16 protein-coding genes are annotated in these 17,166 nt (G+C 40.2%); 11 read left to right on the top strand and 5 right to left on the bottom strand.

Annotation, left to right across the window (positions count from 1 at the left end):
* Positions 1 to 63 precede the first annotated feature (63 nt).
* Entirely contained in the window at positions 64 to 1,515 is a 1,452-nt protein-coding gene (locus M2448_RS12630; RefSeq protein WP_280646435.1) for an amino acid permease, read from the bottom strand.
* Positions 1,516 to 1,680: 165 nt separating this feature from the next.
* On the opposite strand from M2448_RS12630, the gene M2448_RS12625 reads away from it, so the two are divergent.
* The 11 genes from M2448_RS12625 (at position 1,681) to M2448_RS12575 (ending at position 14,943) form a co-directional block, all read left to right on the top strand.
* Complete coding sequence (locus M2448_RS12625; protein ID WP_280646436.1) at positions 1,681 to 2,757, top strand: hypothetical protein; 1,077 nt, start codon at positions 1,681 to 1,683, stop codon at positions 2,755 to 2,757.
* A 66-nt stretch (positions 2,758 to 2,823) separates the two neighbouring features.
* Positions 2,824 to 3,189, top strand: a complete 366-nt coding sequence (locus M2448_RS12620; protein WP_280646437.1) for a DUF488 family protein — start codon at positions 2,824 to 2,826, stop codon at positions 3,187 to 3,189.
* Between the two features lie 245 nt (positions 3,190 to 3,434).
* The gene (gene proC / locus M2448_RS12615; RefSeq protein ID WP_280646438.1) at positions 3,435 to 4,220 is read left to right on the top strand and encodes a pyrroline-5-carboxylate reductase; all 786 of its coding nucleotides are present in this window, start codon (positions 3,435 to 3,437) and stop codon (positions 4,218 to 4,220) included.
* Between the two features lie 307 nt (positions 4,221 to 4,527).
* A complete protein-coding gene (gene recJ, locus M2448_RS12610) occupies positions 4,528 to 6,255 on the top strand; it encodes a single-stranded-DNA-specific exonuclease RecJ (protein WP_280646439.1) in 1,728 nt (575 codons plus the stop codon).
* 88 nt (positions 6,256 to 6,343) lie between these two features.
* Positions 6,344 to 7,417 (top strand): hypothetical protein, encoded by a 1,074-nt coding sequence (locus tag M2448_RS12605; RefSeq protein WP_280646440.1) that lies wholly within the window; start codon positions 6,344 to 6,346, stop codon positions 7,415 to 7,417.
* A gap of 88 nt (positions 7,418 to 7,505) precedes the next feature.
* Positions 7,506 to 8,321: an MBL fold metallo-hydrolase gene (locus M2448_RS12600; RefSeq protein ID WP_280646441.1), complete on the top strand. Its 816-nt coding sequence runs from the start codon at positions 7,506 to 7,508 to the stop codon at positions 8,319 to 8,321.
* 101 nt (positions 8,322 to 8,422) lie between these two features.
* Positions 8,423 to 10,321: an ATP-dependent DNA helicase RecQ gene (locus M2448_RS12595; RefSeq protein ID WP_280646442.1), complete on the top strand. Its 1,899-nt coding sequence runs from the start codon at positions 8,423 to 8,425 to the stop codon at positions 10,319 to 10,321.
* 29 nt (positions 10,322 to 10,350) lie between these two features.
* A complete protein-coding gene (locus M2448_RS12590) occupies positions 10,351 to 10,761 on the top strand; it encodes a hypothetical protein (RefSeq protein ID WP_280646443.1) in 411 nt (136 codons plus the stop codon).
* 492 nt (positions 10,762 to 11,253) lie between these two features.
* Entirely contained in the window at positions 11,254 to 12,618 is a 1,365-nt protein-coding gene (locus tag M2448_RS12585) for a hemolysin family protein (RefSeq protein ID WP_280646444.1), read from the top strand.
* 13 nt (positions 12,619 to 12,631) lie between these two features.
* A complete protein-coding gene (tgt, locus tag M2448_RS12580) occupies positions 12,632 to 13,762 on the top strand; it encodes a tRNA guanosine(34) transglycosylase Tgt (protein WP_280646445.1) in 1,131 nt (376 codons plus the stop codon).
* Between the two features lie 83 nt (positions 13,763 to 13,845).
* The gene (locus M2448_RS12575; RefSeq protein ID WP_280646446.1) at positions 13,846 to 14,943 is read left to right on the top strand and encodes an LptF/LptG family permease; all 1,098 of its coding nucleotides are present in this window, start codon (positions 13,846 to 13,848) and stop codon (positions 14,941 to 14,943) included.
* Positions 14,944 to 14,986: 43 nt separating this feature from the next.
* Here M2448_RS12575 and M2448_RS12570 read toward each other — a convergent pair whose 3' ends face one another.
* Genes M2448_RS12570 through M2448_RS12555 form a run of 4 tightly spaced genes read right to left on the bottom strand, consistent with a single transcriptional unit; the run spans position 14,987 to position 17,162 of the window.
* Entirely contained in the window at positions 14,987 to 15,508 is a 522-nt protein-coding gene (locus M2448_RS12570) for an HAD hydrolase family protein (RefSeq protein ID WP_280646447.1), read from the bottom strand.
* Entirely contained in the window at positions 15,505 to 16,272 is a 768-nt protein-coding gene (locus M2448_RS12565; RefSeq protein ID WP_280646448.1) for a Rossmann-like and DUF2520 domain-containing protein, read from the bottom strand. Before M2448_RS12565 ends, M2448_RS12570 begins: the two co-directional genes overlap by 4 nt.
* Positions 16,272 to 16,610: a hypothetical protein gene (locus M2448_RS12560; protein ID WP_280646449.1), complete on the bottom strand. Its 339-nt coding sequence runs from the start codon at positions 16,608 to 16,610 to the stop codon at positions 16,272 to 16,274. The genes M2448_RS12565 and M2448_RS12560 overlap by 1 nt, the downstream gene beginning before the upstream one ends.
* Before the next feature lie 3 nt (positions 16,611 to 16,613).
* Entirely contained in the window at positions 16,614 to 17,162 is a 549-nt protein-coding gene (locus M2448_RS12555; protein WP_280646450.1) for a nitroreductase family protein, read from the bottom strand.
* Positions 17,163 to 17,166: the final 4 nt, after the last annotated feature.

Raw genomic sequence — 17,166 nt, 5'->3', positions numbered from 1 at the left:
AAATCCGGCTGATAGGGTTCAACGGATTCTGTATTCTTTGGATATAGGCAGAATTGTTATCTCTTATTTATTATTCAGTTTGCTATGTTTTATTCCGTATGTAAAGTAGATAATAAAGCCTAGTATAGTCCAGCCGATCAGTCTCGACCATGTACTCCAAGGCAAAGAGATCATTTGTATAATACAGATTGCAGCACCCAGCAGAGGGATGAATGGAACGAACGGAGTCTTGAACGGACGTTTCAGGTCGGGTTGTGTTTTGCGAAGTACAACAATGGAGATACACACAATGGTAAAAGCCATCAGCGTACCTATCGACACTAGTTCGCTGAGAACGTGCAGCGGGAATAATCCGGCGATGATAGCTGTAACGACACTTGCAAATATAGTAGCATTGTGTGGTACTCCGTGCTTGGAGTGAACCTTTGAGAATATTTTTGGCAACAGTCCGTCTTTCGATATGGAGTAATAGATACGCGATTGTCCGAGCATCATCACCAGAATAACGGAGCTAAGCCCGGCAATAGCACCTAGTTTTATAAACGGGCTAAGCCATGCCAGACCAGCGCCTGTTCGGTCGATAGCCAGTGCAATAGGAGCTTCTACATTCAGTTCTTTGTAGTTGACTATTCCGGTAAGTACCGTTGTTACGGCAATGTATAATATAGCACATATCAGCAGGGAAATGAGTATCCCTTTTGGCATATCCTTTTGCGGGTTACGGGCTTCGCCTGCTGCGGTCGACAGAGCATCGAATCCGAGATAAGCATAGAAGACGACAGCTGCACCCCTGAGAATGCCTGTCCATCCGAATTGTCCGTATCCCCCTGTATTTTCGGGAATATATGGTACCCAGTTGGTGGTATCTATGTATGAAAGTCCGAATCCGATAAATAGCAGGATAACACTGACTTTGATAATGACTATAATGTTGTTGACAAAAGCCGATTGCTTAATACCGCCTATCAGGAATGCAGAGACAAATCCGACAATAAATACTGCCGGAAAATTGATGATCCGTCCTGTCCATACCCAGCTCCCGTCTTTGAGGTGATCGAATGTCGCCCCAGCCAATTGTTGAGGGAACTCTATACCCCATCCATTCAGCAGGCTGAGCATATAACCCGACCAACCTACGGCCACACTGGAGCATGCAAACAAATATTCAAGTATAAGTATCCATCCTACAAACCATGCCAGTACCTCACCCATCGTAGTGTAACTGTACGAATATACACCTCCCGATACAGGGATCATTGCTGCAAATTCGGCATAGCATAGTCCTGCCATGATACAACCGAGAGCCGAGATCACGAATGAAATGGTCAGAGCCGGTCCGGCGTACATAGCTGCCGCTTGTCCGGTAATCACAAAAATACCTGTACCTACAATGGCTCCGATCCCAAGTGTGACCAGATTGGTAGCCGACAGGCTTCTTTTTAGTCCGGTTGACGATTCGTGAGGTTCACTCAGTACGGCCGAAATATCTTTTTTCTTGAATAGCTTATCCAACATAATTCGAAATTTGTACAAAAGTAATGAAATAGGAGTGATTATCTACTTTTTGATTGGTGTTTTAGATCAAAAAGGCATTTGTGTGTGATTTTTCTTTTCTAACGTTTGTCATTAAGGATGATTATTGTCATATATTTGTAGTTAAATTATCTATACATGGTCTTTATGAAATCAATTAATAAAAATGTAGCGTTGTTGGAGTATGGCGGATCGCATACAGAATGTATGTACTTTCAGATCAAATCATTAAAAGATAATGGCTACAATGTTTTTTTGATATGCAATAAGTCGTTAGTCCGTCAGTTTCCCGACCCGGATATTTTTAGTGATATACTGGAACTTCACGATACCTATGAGGGGCTAACCAATAAAGAAAAATGGGGCGACGTAAAGAAGTTACGCAGATTTACGAAAACGAATAATATAAATACAGTTGTAATTAATACATTAGAGCATAGGGCTGTTCGTAATCTATTATTATTACCGTTGCCAAAAGTTAAAAATTATATAGGCTTTGTTCATTATGTGCGTTACATGTTGAAATCGGGCACTTTTAAATGGTTATACAGAAAAGTAAAGAAAGTCTGTGTTCTCAGCGATTCTTTATTGAAAGTAGTTGATAAATATCCCCGTCCTATGCAATTGGTTTCAATTTATCCTATATATTATCCTTCTTTTGATAACTATCAGTTGGAAAAGAAGGAGGGTGAATTTTGGTTTTGCATTCCCGGAGCTATTGTTCCTCAGCACAGAAATATTCAGTCATTGTTAGATGCTATGTCAAAAGATAAGCTGGCTGATAATATAAGGGTTGTTTTGTTGGGGCCTATTGAATCATCCATATATCCGCAAATAAAAAAGATGGTAGATGACGGTAATCCCCATATTATTATGTTTGACAGCAGGGTTCCTCAGAATGTTTTTGATGCTTACATGAAAAAGACGGATGTTGTACTGCCATTGATAAACAGTGATTTTTATGGTAAATACAGAATATCGGGAACCTATAATCTAGCTTACGGTTATCGGAAAGCAATGTTGTTGGAAAAAGAGGTTCAGGCATCCAATGATGACTTTAAAGGTATAAGTATGAGTTATACGCCCGATAATATAATTGAAAGAATGAATGAGATAAGTCAGCTTCCCGATGAGTATTACACTTGTCGCAAAGCAATGGAAAATCACCCTTATCTAAATATAAAAACACAATGCGATAAGTTTATCCGGCTGTTGGAAGAATGATAGATAACATGGATCAAACAATACGGTAAATATTGTTGTTTAATCTGTATCAAATGCTGAGAAGGGATGGTGCAGATAAAATTGAAACGTGTTTACGAAGATATGAGTGACAGCGATGGTTTCCGCGTATTGGTAGATCAATTGTGGCCGCGAGGAATGAAAAAGGAATACTTGCACTACGACCTTTGGGCAAAAGACATAACTCCGTCATCCGATCTGCGCAAATGGTTTCATGACGATCCGGCAGACAGATGGGATAGTTTTGCAGCCATGTACACAAAAGAATTGAATCAGTCGGAAGCTGTAAAGAAATTTATAGAGACTATCAGACCACAGGATACAGTCACTTTATTATATGCTTCCAAAGAACCGGAACACAACCATGCGAAAGTTTTAAAGGCTTATTTGGATAAAATGTTAGAGTCTGTTTAAATTTTATTCATTCAGATTTTTAGAGCCATTTTGGGAATAATTTATTCTTTTTTGAGGTGATAATAGCGGGCTATTTAAACCGATAAAAGGGATAAATTAAACCAAAAGAGCCTAAAAATGAATGAAAAAGAATCTGTAATAAAATATTTTGGTGAAATTTAAACAGACTCTTAGTAAATTGACTGAATAACCTGTCATTTTTTTGTTAATTTTGTTTTTCTAGAAAATATCAAAGATATACGTATATGAAAATATCTATTATAGGAGCAGGGAATATGGGGGGAGCCATAGCTTCGGGATTGGCAGTAAGCGGTAGCATAGCTCCGCATGATATTACTGTGATAGACCATAAAGGCAAAAATGTTCCCCGCCTGAAAGCTATATGTGAAGACCTGAATATTGTGGTCGAAGATTATACTTCCCTTTCAACAGCCGATATTGTAATAGTAGCCGTTAAGCCATGGGCTGTAGAGGAGGTGCTGAAAATACATAAAGCTTCACTGTCGAATCCAAAACAGCTGATCGTGTCAGTCGCAGCAGTAGTTTCGTTAGAGCAACTGGAAGAGTGGACTTTGCCCCGTAAGCCTGTTTTTAGGGTAGTACCCAATACTGCTATTGCCGTAAGGCAGAGCATGACATACATTGCTTCCATGAATGCTGATAAAGAGCAACAGACTCAGGTGGCGCGTATCTTTGCCCAATTAGGGAAAACCGAGATAGTGGAAGAGAAGCTGATACCTGCCGTTACGTCCCTTACATCGTGTGGTATTGCATTTGCTTTCCGCTATATCAGGGCTGCAACTGAAGGCGGTGTAGAAATGGGTATTTATCCCGATAAGGCAAAAGAGGCCGTATTGCAAACGCTGCGTGGGGCAATCGAATTACTTGAAGCCAATGGAACGCATCCCGAAGTAGAAATAGACAAGGTGACTACAGCGGGTGGTATTACCATAAAAGGGCTGAATGAAATGGAGCATGCAGGCTTTACTTCATCTGTCATAAAAGGGCTGAAAACCAGTAATGTTAAATGAAAAATTATCTAAGAAAATCTATATATGAAAGCCCGTTCTTATGACTCGGGCTTTTTTGTTCAGTTTATAGAATAGGGCTATATGCGTCCTTGTTTTATAGATTATTATAATATTGTAGATAATAAAAAACGGAATCGTACACAATGATTTCACATATATGTATTATCTTTACAAATTCGTAATAAACTGCCCTTTCAGAGAGTAGGAAAGCATTACGCAGAGGTTGAAACTTTATGCTGTTTCCATATTTTAAGGAATATTTGTTAACCAGCCTCACCCCAGATAGAAGAAAGAAAAACTATATATAATGATTTACAAATGGAATTACGAAGACCTAACAACCCAGCAAAAAGAGCAGAGAGATAAGCTCGCTAAAAAATTAGGCATAAGCCCTGTTCTTTGCCAGCTTTTGATACAGAGAGGAATATCTTCGGAGGAAGATGCCTTTAAGTTTTTTCATCCCAACCTGAAAGATCTTCACGATCCTTTCTTGTTGCCCGATATGGATAAGGCTATCAAAAGAATAGAGAAGGCGCTGGGGCAAAAGCAGCGTATATTGATATACGGTGACTATGATGTGGACGGCACTACTGCCGTAGCACTTGTGTATAAATTTCTGCGGAAATTTACAACAAACCTCGATTATTACATTCCCGACCGCTATGATGAAGGATACGGGATTTCGGAACAAGGTATCGACTACGCCGAAGAAACAGGCGTAAAGCTTATTATTGCCCTCGATTGTGGCATAAAAGCCATAGAAAAAGTTGCTTACGCTAAAGAAAAGGGAATCGATTTCATTATCGGAGACCATCATATGCCCGATGATGTATTGCCCGATGCCGTTGCTGTAATAGATGCAAAACGCACAGATTCTACCTATCCTTACGAGCATCTTTCGGGTTGTGGTGTTGGCTTCAAACTTGTGCAGGCTCTTGCACAGAACAATAAAATAGATTTTTCGGAACTGACTGACCTGCTCGATCTGGTAGCAGTGAGTGTAGCATCCGATATTGTGCCTATCACAGGAGAAAACCGCGTACTTACATATTTCGGACTGAAACAGATCAATTCAAACCCGAGTCTCGGGCTGAAAGGTATTATCGAAATCTGCGGACTGACCTACAAAAGCATAACCGTAAACGATATTATCTTCAAGATAGGGCCACGCATTAATGCATCGGGTCGTATGATGAAAGGAAAAGAAGCTGTGGACTTGCTTTTGGCAAACTCAATAGAAGATGCACGCGAAAAAAGCACCAATATAGACCATTATAATGACGACCGCAGGGAACTGGATAAACGGATAACCGAAGAGGCTATTCAGTTTATAGACGAAACTGTGGATATGAAAAAGAAGAAGAGTATTGTTGTCTATAACGAAAGTTGGCATAAGGGAGTTATCGGAATAGTGGCTTCCCGTCTTACTGAGAAATATTTGCGTCCGGCTGTGGTGTTAACCCAGTCGCATGGACTGATAACGGGGTCAGCACGTTCGGTGATGGGATTCGATGTGTATAAAGCCATTGAGGCCTGTAAAGATATTCTTGAAAACTTCGGAGGACATACCTATGCCGCAGGACTTTCGCTGAGAGAAGAAAATCTGGCAGAATTTAAAAGACGTTTCGAAGAACTGTCACTGGAAATGATAGCGCCCGAAATGATGCGTCCGCAAATACATGTCGATGCGCAGCTGTCATTTAAAGAGATAAATAATAAATTTACCGAAGACCTTGCTAATTTTGCGCCTTTTGGCCCTGAGAATCTGAATCCGATATTTGTTACATGCGATGTTATGGATTATGGTACCAGTAAATTGGTTGGTAAAGATAATGTACATCTCAAGTTGGAAATGATAGACCGCACTACCTCTGCACCGGTCAATGGTATTGCCTTTCGTCAGAAAGAAAGCTATGAAAAGGTTAAAAGTGGAGAGCCATTCGATATCTGTTATACATTGGAAGAGAATACGCATAACGGTAAGACCAACATACAACTATATGTAAAAGATATAGATACCGGACAATTTTGTTAATTATGTAAATAATGGCAGAGGGTATATTAAGTTTGAGAGATAACAGGTAGATCTATATGAATGCTTATAAACGGTTAAAAATATAGGTATGGAAATAAACGACAAGAAGCTGAAACGTACAACCAGGATCATATACTTTCTTATATCCGTTGTATTGGCCATATTCCTTATACTGTTATCGAATGTACTTATCGGTGATCTTGACTCTACCGTTCGTTATCCCGACAGATCGGATTATATTGACCTGCAAAGGCAGAAAGAATATTCTGACGCAAGCCGTAAGTTGATGCTGCAAGTTGAAGATTTGCAACAACAACAGGTAAATATACAGAAAATGATAGACGTTGCCAGTGAAAACAAAAGAGCTGAGCAGGAGTCGTTTGATAACTGGATAAAGACGCGTAGTACATTGGGTAGTCCCAATCAGGATAAAGAGGTCCTTCAGCGTGTGAAGAAGCTTGATGAATTCCAAAAAGTAGTGGCTGATTGGAAAGCCTCCTATGACAGTGTACAATATAAGATAAAGACTTTGTATGAGAAAAATGAAACAAACGAAAGTCAGTTAAGTATCATAGAAGACGATGCCAATGAGCGATACTATTCGGCGGTTAACTCTTACGACTTACATGTATTCCTTATCCGTTTGTTGTTCACTGCGCCTATATTGATTCTGGGAGTTTACTTCTTCATACGTAAGCGGCATCATAAACTATCGCCCCTATTCATGGGCTTTTCACTTTTTTCGGTATATGTATTCTTTGTCGGGCTTGTACCTTATTTGCCTAGTTATGGCGGATATATACGCTATACGGTAGGCATAATACTAACTGTTGGTTTAGGATACTATGCTATCCGTAAAATACGCAATTATACCGAGCGTAAGAAAGCAGAACTGAAAGAGTCAACCACTGAGCGTGCTCAAAAACTCGAAGTTGACACTGCCGAAAAAGCTTTTAACAATCATATATGTCCTTCGTGTGGTAAAGATTTCTTGTTGAAATCGTGGGAAAGGCCGGAAAAGAACAATATGAATACAGCACAGCCCATCAGTCGTTTCTGTCGTTATTGCGGGCTCGAACTGGTGAAAAAGTGTAGTAATTGCGGACAGGACAATTATGCCCATCTGCCATTTTGTATCACTTGTGGCGAAAAAATAAGATAATATATGTGTCGAGGCTTAAAATAATAAATGAACTAATTTTTCAAATCATTTGGATTAGAAACCTTAATTCGTATAAACAATGAACATTATGAAAAAAGTACTATTGTTTTCTTTGTCAATAGTTTTGTTATCATTCGCAGCTTGTGGAGGAAAAGCCAAAAACAAAGAAGAGAATAAGAATAAGAATGCAGAAGAAATAAGCAGATACGATATTCAGTCGGGTAAGGTAATTCCTTGCGACAAATATTGGACAGGCAAAGATACGCTATATGTAACGTTGCTCGGACATGCTTCGCTTATGTTCGAGTTTGATGAAGAGATATTGTATTTTGATCCTTATTCGCAGGTGACAGATTTTTCCGTATTGCCCAAAGCCGATTATATCTATATAACACATGAGCATGCCGATCATCTGGATACTACAGCTATAAAGCAGATAGAAAAGGAGGGGACAAAAATTGTTGCACCCGAATGTACTAAAGATATATTAGGTTCTAAAGTAGAGTTTTATTATACCGATCATACAAATTTTTCCCGTCACAGGATAACTGGCAGATCTGTTTTAGCTTATAATATAATTAATAAAAAGCCTAATGGAGAAGCTTATCATCCAAGAGGGCGAGGGGTAGGCTATGTGATTGCATTTGATTCATTGACTGTATATGTAGCCGGTGATACGGAAAATATACCCGAAATGGATGAACTGAAAGGAACAGTCGATATTGCTTTTATGCCAAAGAATCTGCCATATACAATGACAGACGAAATGTTTATAGATGCAGTGAAGAGGGTAGAGCCTAAAGTTGTTTATCCATATCATATGTCGGAATTCGATCAGGAAAAAATAGGTAAAGCACTGGAAGGCACCAATGTGAAAATAGAGGTGCGTCCGATGAAAAACTAATGTAATCAGATAATAACATAATATGCCGATGTGCCAATGATATTTTATTTATAATTTGTTCATTGGCACATTAGCATATTAAATCATTGGCACATTGATTAATGGATATCTATCACGAAATACTTAAACGCTATTGGGGTTACGATCAGTTTCGCCCTTTACAGGAAGATATTATCCATTCAGTCAGTGCAGGAAAAGATACACTGGGGCTGATGCCTACAGGTGGCGGTAAATCATTGACCTTCCAAGTGCCTGCAATGGCAATGGAAGGTCTTTGCCTTGTAGTTACGCCGCTTATTGCCCTGATGAAAGATCAGGTAGACAATCTTCGCGACAGGAATATAAAGGCTTTAGCTGTATATTCGGGAATGACTCGTCAGGAGATCATTACTACACTGGAGAACGCTATATTCGGCGATTTCAAGTTCCTGTATGTTTCTCCTGAACGACTCGCTACACAATTGTTTTTGAGCAAGCTGAAAGATATGAATGTCTGTTTGCTCGTAGTAGACGAATCGCATTGTATTTCGCAGTGGGGTTACGATTTTCGCCCCTCATATCTCAAAATAGCCGAAGTGCGCCAGTTTATCCCCGATGTGCCGGTTCTGGCCCTTACCGCTACTGCCACACCGGAGGTGATAGACGATATTCAGGGGCAACTTCACTTTAAAGAGAAGAATGTATTTAAGAAAAGCTTCGAGCGAAAGAATCTGGCATATATTGTACGCAGCACAGAGAATAAACCCGAAGAACTGACCAAGCTGCTCACGCAGGTCAAAGGCTCATCGATCATCTATGTGCGCAGCCGCCAACGCACAAAAGAAATATCAGATTTTTTGGTGCAGAACGGCTTTTCGTCCGACTTCTACCATGCAGGACTGAGCAGTGCCGATAAAACCCGGAAACAATCGAAATGGAAGAATAACGAGACGCGGATCATCGTTTGTACAAATGCTTTCGGTATGGGAATCGATAAGCCCGATGTACGACTTGTTGTGCATACCGACCTGCCCAATTCGATAGAAGAATATTTTCAGGAAGCCGGACGTGCGGGACGTGACGAGGCATATTCACAGGCGGTAATCCTATATGAGAAAAACGATAGTACGAAGTTGAAAAAGCGGGTGAGGGATGAATTTCCCGACCGTGAATTTATTCTGCATGTGTACGATTCGCTTGCATACTTCTTTCAGGTTGCTGAGGGTTATGGTGTGGGGATGATATACGATTTCAGTATTCGTCAGTTTTGTGCTGCATACAAATTGCCTTTGTTGCCTACCCATAATGCGCTGAAGATTCTCGATCTGAGTGGTTATATCGAATATACCGAAGAGATAGACAACCGCTCACGCCTGATGTTTACGGTTTACAGGGACGATCTGTATCATTACGACTTTGACCGCAAGAATGAGCAGCTTGTAAATACGGTTTTACGTCTCTACACCGGACTCTTCACCAATTATGCCGGTATAGATGAAGCCGAAATAGCGATTCGCCTGGATATGACACGAAAGGATGTTTATGAGATGCTGAAAGCACTGGATAAACGTAATATCATAGACTATATACCCCATAAAAAAACACCGTTGATTGCTTATACAAGGCCGCGAGTGGAATCTAAATACCTGACTATTCCCCGTATTGTGAACGAGGACAGAAAAGACCGATTCGGTAAACGGATAGAGGCAATGAACCATTATGCCGAACAGACGGAAATCTGTCGCAACCGTATCCTGTTGTCTTATTTTGGAGAGACAGAAACGTCGGATTGCAGGCAGTGTGATGTTTGTAAGGCAAAGAAAGATATGGGTTTGACAGATGAGAGGTATAAAAACATCTCAATTTCTATTAAAAAATTGCTATACGAAGAAAAAACTATTACTTCTATTATGGAATCGTTAAGTGATTTCTCTCAAAAAGATATAGTCGAGGTTATTCGATTTATGGCTGACAGGGGAGAAGTTGTTCTTGTTATGGATAGGATTAGCTTAAAATATTAAAAACTAATTACATATAGAAGACAGTCGTAATGAGTAAGTTTTGTTTATTCTTTATATTTATTGTTGTGTTATCAGCTTGTACCGGAAAAAAATCTACTGAAGAACTGATTGTTGGCGATAAGGGGTTTAACTATTGGATGATGATTGATGACGATTCAATTCAAGGGTTCGATTATTTAGACAAGAATGGAAAATGGTTGGTTTTTGTAATTGAGGATGGAGCATTTGAGAAGCATGGACTGCCGCATGATGTTGTTCGTATAGAAGAATGGTATATGAAAAATGATAGTGTAATTGTTATTGGAGAATCTTCTGTTAATGAAATTTTGAAATTAACAAAAGATACAATGATTACTTATAGCCACCTCTGGGATAGAGAAAGCGTTTATATTGTTGCTCCCGATAGCCTTATCCCAGAAGAATATAGAAAGTTTCAATGATAACTTGTATAAAGACGAAAAAACTTTATCGATAAGATATCAATGAGCAAATATGCCGATGTGCCAATGAAAGTGGTCTTTGAGTATAAGTGAGCAGGAAAAAGTAATGAAAATTGAAAATGATGTAAAAACGTTACCTTCGTTACATTTTAGTTAAAATTTTAGTTGCCTCCTGCTTTAGCTGGAGGATAAAAGTATGAGAAGAAGGAAGGCTTTAGCCGAATACTTTGACTAAAGTCATTTTCAGGTAATCTTACAGCTCCACGACTCAAAAGTCGTGGCAACTAAAAAGTAATGAAAATTGAAAATGATACAAAAACGTTACTTTGGCTCCGCTTGGCTCTGCCGATCGTTGATTCGTTACATTTTAGTTAAAATTAAATATAGCATTTAAAATCTTTTTAATCATTAAAATATGATTGTTTCAATCGTTTTTTGTTAAATGAATACACAAATATATTATCTTTGCAACATTATCATTCGTACTAAAATATGGACATTGTCTTAGCAGTATTAGTTACTCTTTTTTTCGTATTCTTAAATGGTTTTTTCGTTGCGGCTGAATTTGCTATAGTTAAAGTAAGGTCTTCACAACTCGAATTGAAGGCTCAGGCTGGAAGCCGCGTGGCTATTCTCTCTAAACACATTGTTACTCATCTGGATGCATATCTGGCTGCTACTCAGTTTGGTATCACGATTTCCAGTCTTGCTTTAGGTTGGATTGGGGAACCTGTAGTATCTAAAATGGTAGCAGGATTTTTTGACCTTATTGGCGTTAATTTTGAATCATTCTCTATATTAGGACTGACTATAACCATTAAAACGATAAGTATAGCTATCGCATTTTTGCTCATTACAACACTGCATATCGTACTTGGGGAATTGGCTCCGAAGTCGCTGGCAATCCAGCGCTCCGAGCAGACAACCTTGGTTATAGCCTACCCGCTCCATGCTTTTTACTGGATTTGCCGTCCTTTTATATGGGTATTGAATGGTGTTGCCAATTTTGTGATCAAGGCAGTCGGATTACATGTAGTTTCCGAACAGGAAGTATATACGAGTGACGAGTTGCGTTACCTTGTAGATCAGGCAAAGGAAAGCGGAAAGGTCGATGAAACCGAATTTGATATTATCCAGAATGCCTTTGACTTTTCGGAGCGTACTGCCCGCCAGATCATGGTGCCGCGTACACAGGTAGTAGCAATAGATGCCAATGACTATGACGAGAAAACGTTGGAGTTTGTTATCGAAGAAGGTTACTCACGTATTCCCTGCTATGAAGACAGTATCGACAATGTAATAGGAGTTGTCCATCTGAAAGATATATTGAAAAAGATGCGTATAAGCGGATCGGTAGATATTCGTTCTATTGTGCGTCCGGTATCATTTACCCCCGAAACCAAACGTATCGGACAATTGCTGAAAGAATTTCAGGTGAAACATCAGCAGATAGCGATGGTGCTGAACGAATATGGCGGTGTGGAAGGTGTTATCACAATGGAAGATATACTCGAAGAACTTGTAGGTGAGATACAGGACGAATACGATAATGAGATACCGTTTGTAGAACAAACAGGCGATAACACATATTCGGTGATAGCTACAGCAGCTATATCCGACATCAATGATGAGTTGCCGCATCCGATAGATAAAGATAAACAGTACGATACACTGGCAGGTTATCTGATCGATAAGTTCGGGCGTATTCCTAACACACACGATAAACTGGAAGCAGAAGATTATCAGTTTACCGTCATAAAGAAAAATAAGACTTCTATCGTTGTCGTTCAGATGCGTGATCTGATAGAGACTAATGAGGATGAAGATGCAGATCAGCCGAAAATCAACCAGATCTGAATAAATAGTTCAAATGGATTTTAAACTTCAATATACCGATAGCCGCTCGAAGGCCAGAGCCGGACTTATTACGACAGATCATGGTCAGATAGAAACTCCCATCTTTATGCCTGTGGGTACACAAGGTGCCGTAAAAGCTGTGCATATGACGGAGTTGAAAGAAGATATACATGCCCAGATAATACTGGGAAATACATACCATCTGTACCTTCGTCCCGGATTGGAAATTCTTCGTCAGGCAGGAGGCCTTCACAAGTTCAACAGTTGGGACAAACCTATATTGACAGATAGTGGTGGTTTTCAGGTGTTTTCACTGGCTGAAAATCGTAAGCTGACCGAAGAAGGGGCTATATTCCGCTCGCATATTGATGGTTCAAAGCATTTTTTTACACCCGAATCCGTAATGGATATACAGCGGGTGATAGGTGCCGACATTATAATGGCATTTGACGAATGCACACCCGGTGATGCCGACTATACCTATGCAAAAAAGTCTCTCGATCTTACCGAAAGGTGGCTCGACAGGTGTATAATGCAATTTAATAGTACAGAATGCGAGTATGGCTACAAACAGGCTCTTTTCCCTATCGTACAGGGCTGTGTTTATCCCGATCTGCGAAAAAGGGCTGCTGAGAATGTGGCTTCTAAAGAAGCAGAAGGAAATGCTATCGGAGGCTTGGCAGTGGGTGAGCCTACCGAGAAAATGTACGAAATGATAGAGGTGGTAAACGAAATACTGCCTGCCGACAAACCCCGTTATCTGATGGGAGTGGGTACTCCGGCCAATTTGCTGGAAGCAATAGAGCGTGGTGTGGATATGTTCGATTGCATAATGCCGACACGCAACGGGCGCAACGGACAGCTGTTTACCCGTAACGGTATAATGAATATGCGTAATAAAAAATGGGCGACAGATTTTTCTCCTATCGACGAAAATGGTGCATCATTTGTTGATACTTTATATACAAAAGCATATCTTCGCCATCTGTTTATTACAGATGAGATACTGGCTTTGCAGATAGCATCGATACACAATCTGGCTTTCTATCTGTGGTTGGTAAAAGAAGCACGCAGCCATATTATTGCAGGTGATTTTACGGATTGGAAAAGGTCTGTGATAGAAGATATCTCAAGACGAATTTGATATATTGAACCGATAGATTTTATGATAATTGAAATAATTTATCTATACGGTAAATACAAGGTTAATAACCTATAACAGAAAAAATGAAAATACTATCGATACTCGACAGGTATATAATCAGGAAGTTTCTGGGGACTTATATATTCTCCATCATCCTTATTATCTCTATTTCGGTAGTATTCGATATTAATGAAAAGCTTGATAAGTTTCTGAACAACAATGCGCCGTTGAAAGCCATTGTGTTCGATTATTATATGAACTTTATTCCGTATTATACAAACCTGTTCAGTGCTCTGTTTGTATTTATTGCGGTTATCTTCTTTACGTCCAAGCTGGCAGACAATTCTGAAATTATAGCTATGCTGTCTAATGGCATGAGTTTCAAAAGGCTGATGAAGCCATATATGATTTCGGCTGGTGTTATTGCTATATTTTCTTTCCTGCTCAGCAGTTTTATTATACCCCCGGCAAATAAAGATCGTATTGCATTTCAAAACAAATATATAAAGGATAGGAGTGTGGATTATGCTACCAGTGTACAATTACAGGTAGACAAGGGCGTGATCCTTTATCTGGAGAGATTTGACAATAAGACACGTGAAGGCTATAATCTGACATTGGATAAGCTTGGAGAAAAAGGGTTGGAATCGAGGCTTATAGCCACACGTATCCAATATGACACCGCAAACCATTGGGTATTGAATAATTATTCTATTCGCGAATTCCAGGGAATGAAAGAGGTTATCACTTCGGGTTCTAAACTGGATACGACAATCAATGTTGTGCCGAGTGATTTCCTTGTATCTGTAAATGACTTTGAGCAAATGACTACGCCTGCGCTTTATAAATATATCCAACGACAGAAAGAGCGTGGCCTGGCCAGTGTGGGAGACGTGAGTATAACCCAATTCGAGATAGAGTTTCACAAACGTTTTTCCTCTGTTTTCTCAGCTTTTATTCTGACTTTAATCGGAGCTGCGCTTTCTGCCCGTAAGGTAAAAGGAGGGATGGGGCTGAATATCGGTATCGGATTAGGATTGAGCGTATCTTATATAATGTTCCAGACGGTGAGTTCATCTTTTGCCGTTTCGGGTACGATGCCGCCGATGCTTGCCGTATGGATTCCCAATATCTTATTCATGTTTATAGCAGCCTATCTGTATTCTAAGGCTCCTAATTAAGAGAAGATATTATTAAGGTGCTTTATAGATAAAATAGAAGTTCTTACCATCCAAAAGCCTCTTCGCTCATCCAGTCACCCTGCACTTTCAGCACTTGTTCTATTACATCGCGGGCAACACCTTCTCCGCCTTTGCAGTGTGAAATGTAGCGCGCTATGTGCTTTATTTCATGAGCAGCATCGGCCGGAGCAACAGACAGTCCGACAGTTTTCATTACATGATAGTCGGGTATATCGTCTCCTGCATACATGATCTCTTCCGGTTTGTAGCCGGTACGCTCCATATAGTCGTTCAGGTCGTGTATTTTGATCTTTGACTTCATATAGATATCCTTGATGCCCAAGCGGGAGAAGCGTAGCCGTACGGCTTCCGTATCGCCTCCGGTGATAATTGCTGTGCCATAACCATGCTTTACTGCCAGATTGATGGCATAACCGTCTTTTATATTCACCATGCGCATTGGTTCGCCTTCGGGTGATAATGGGATAGAATCGGGAGAGAGAACTCCGTCTACGTCAAATATAAATGCTTTTATCTTGCTGAGGTCGTAATTGATCGTGCTCATTGTTCTTTGCTTGTTTTATGGATGTTTTCACTGATCTGTTTGTACAACTGCTTTATGTCATTGTCTTCGATCAGGCTGATGTGTTTGTCTATTACATTTTCATCGTAACGGATAGCAGGCCCAGTCTGAGCTTTCTTAGGGCTTAGAGTATGTACTTTGGCGGCAGTTTCATCTATCAGGGGAAGCGCTACATCGAATGGCAACCCGATCTTTTTCAAGAACTGCTGTGACAATGTGTACATATGATTGGTGAAGTTGCAGGCAAATACTCCTGTCAGATGCAGGTATTTCCTGTCTTCCGAAGATAGATGGAAGATTTTGTCCGAAAGCTGTTTGGATATCGCTTCGAGTATAGACAGGCTTCCAGCCTCTGATGCTTCTATAAATAGCGGGATGCTTTTCCAGTCCACGCTTCTGTCTTTGCTGAATGTTTGGAAAGGGTATAGCACACCATAGTGTGTTGTGTAATTATTGAATATATCAGCCGGAATGCTACCGGCCGTATGTATCCACAATCCGCTGTTACTCGGGATTTGCGAAGCAACTCCTTCCAGTACGGAGTCTTTCAGTGCAAAGATATACAGGTCAGCATCATCTATGATGTCTTTCAGATCGGTGACAGGTACAGCATGAACGGTTTTAGCCAGCGTTGCAGCAGACTCTAACGTGCGGCTATATACCTGTATTATGTCAAATGATTTGCCATAGAGGGCTGTAGCAAGGTGAGTAGCTACATTACCTGCTCCGATGCATACAACTTTCATCAGTTTTTCTTTTTAGCAGTCAGTACCAAAGCTACGCCGGCTATAATAAGCCCGATAGGTATTATGAGATTGGAGTAGTTCGACATCCAGCCAAAGAATAGGTTAGCATTCAGTAAAGCACCGACACCCAGAAGTACCCAACCCAGAACTTTCTTGGGTTGAGTGGCGATGAAAACTACTCCTGCAATGAGAGAGAACACACCTACACTCATTATATTATCGCCGTATGGGATATTATCTAAGAAACCTATTTTATCGAGCAGGAATATTACTCCGAATATGAGGATGATTATTCCATACGATAGGCGGTCATCTGATTTATTAGTTGAAGAGCTCATAGCTTATCCGGTTATCTGATTGATATTAAACTTTCCTATATGTATTTTCTCCCATTGGAGTTTTTCTTCATCGAAGGGAGGTCTTTCCTGTGCTTTGTGCCCGAAAGCAATAACAGACAGTACCTGAAATTGCATCGGTATATCGAGCAGTTCTCTGATATACTCATCGGAAGGAGTATCGGCCATTGTATGGCGTTCACGTATTTGCACCCAGCAACTACCCAATCCCAGATCTTCGGCTTGTAGCTGCATCATAATAGATGTAATGGAACTGTCTTCGATCCACACATCACTAACGAAAGGGTCGGCGAGTACTACAACAGCTAATGCACATCCGGCAATTAATTTGCTGCCTATCTTTTTGCAGAGCGATAGTTTTTCCAGCGTTTCCTTATCTTCTACCAATAGGAATTGCCATGGATTGGAGCTCTTCGATGTGGGCGACATCAGAGCTGCTTTCATTATTTTTTCTACCTGTTCGGGAGTCAAAGGTTCCTCTGTAAATTTGCGGGTACTTCTTCTGTTTATAATAAGTGTTTGGAAGTCGGTCATTTTG

The sequence above is a fragment of the Dysgonomonas sp. PF1-14 genome, assembly GCF_029892965.1.
Taxonomy (GTDB): Bacteria; Bacteroidota; Bacteroidia; order Bacteroidales; family Dysgonomonadaceae; genus Dysgonomonas.
Note: the sequence above shows the minus strand (reverse complement) of the source record. Positions and strands in the feature narration are given on the sequence as shown.

Coding starts and splice junctions, on each gene's coding strand:
- M2448_RS12630 (WP_280646435.1), bottom strand. CDS start 1,515: ATGTTGGATAAGCTATTCAAGAAAAAAGATATTTCGGCCGTACTGAGT.
- M2448_RS12625 (WP_280646436.1), top strand. CDS start 1,681: ATGAAATCAATTAATAAAAATGTAGCGTTGTTGGAGTATGGCGGATCG.
- M2448_RS12620 (WP_280646437.1), top strand. CDS start 2,824: ATGGTGCAGATAAAATTGAAACGTGTTTACGAAGATATGAGTGACAGC.
- proC (WP_280646438.1), top strand. CDS start 3,435: ATGAAAATATCTATTATAGGAGCAGGGAATATGGGGGGAGCCATAGCT.
- recJ (WP_280646439.1), top strand. CDS start 4,528: ATGATTTACAAATGGAATTACGAAGACCTAACAACCCAGCAAAAAGAG.
- M2448_RS12605 (WP_280646440.1), top strand. CDS start 6,344: ATGGAAATAAACGACAAGAAGCTGAAACGTACAACCAGGATCATATAC.
- M2448_RS12600 (WP_280646441.1), top strand. CDS start 7,506: ATGAAAAAAGTACTATTGTTTTCTTTGTCAATAGTTTTGTTATCATTC.
- M2448_RS12595 (WP_280646442.1), top strand. CDS start 8,423: ATGGATATCTATCACGAAATACTTAAACGCTATTGGGGTTACGATCAG.
- M2448_RS12590 (WP_280646443.1), top strand. CDS start 10,351: ATGAGTAAGTTTTGTTTATTCTTTATATTTATTGTTGTGTTATCAGCT.
- M2448_RS12585 (WP_280646444.1), top strand. CDS start 11,254: ATGGACATTGTCTTAGCAGTATTAGTTACTCTTTTTTTCGTATTCTTA.
- tgt (WP_280646445.1), top strand. CDS start 12,632: ATGGATTTTAAACTTCAATATACCGATAGCCGCTCGAAGGCCAGAGCC.
- M2448_RS12575 (WP_280646446.1), top strand. CDS start 13,846: ATGAAAATACTATCGATACTCGACAGGTATATAATCAGGAAGTTTCTG.
- M2448_RS12570 (WP_280646447.1), bottom strand. CDS start 15,508: ATGAGCACGATCAATTACGACCTCAGCAAGATAAAAGCATTTATATTT.
- M2448_RS12565 (WP_280646448.1), bottom strand. CDS start 16,272: ATGAAAGTTGTATGCATCGGAGCAGGTAATGTAGCTACTCACCTTGCT.
- M2448_RS12560 (WP_280646449.1), bottom strand. CDS start 16,610: ATGAGCTCTTCAACTAATAAATCAGATGACCGCCTATCGTATGGAATA.
- M2448_RS12555 (WP_280646450.1), bottom strand. CDS start 17,162: ATGACCGACTTCCAAACACTTATTATAAACAGAAGAAGTACCCGCAAA.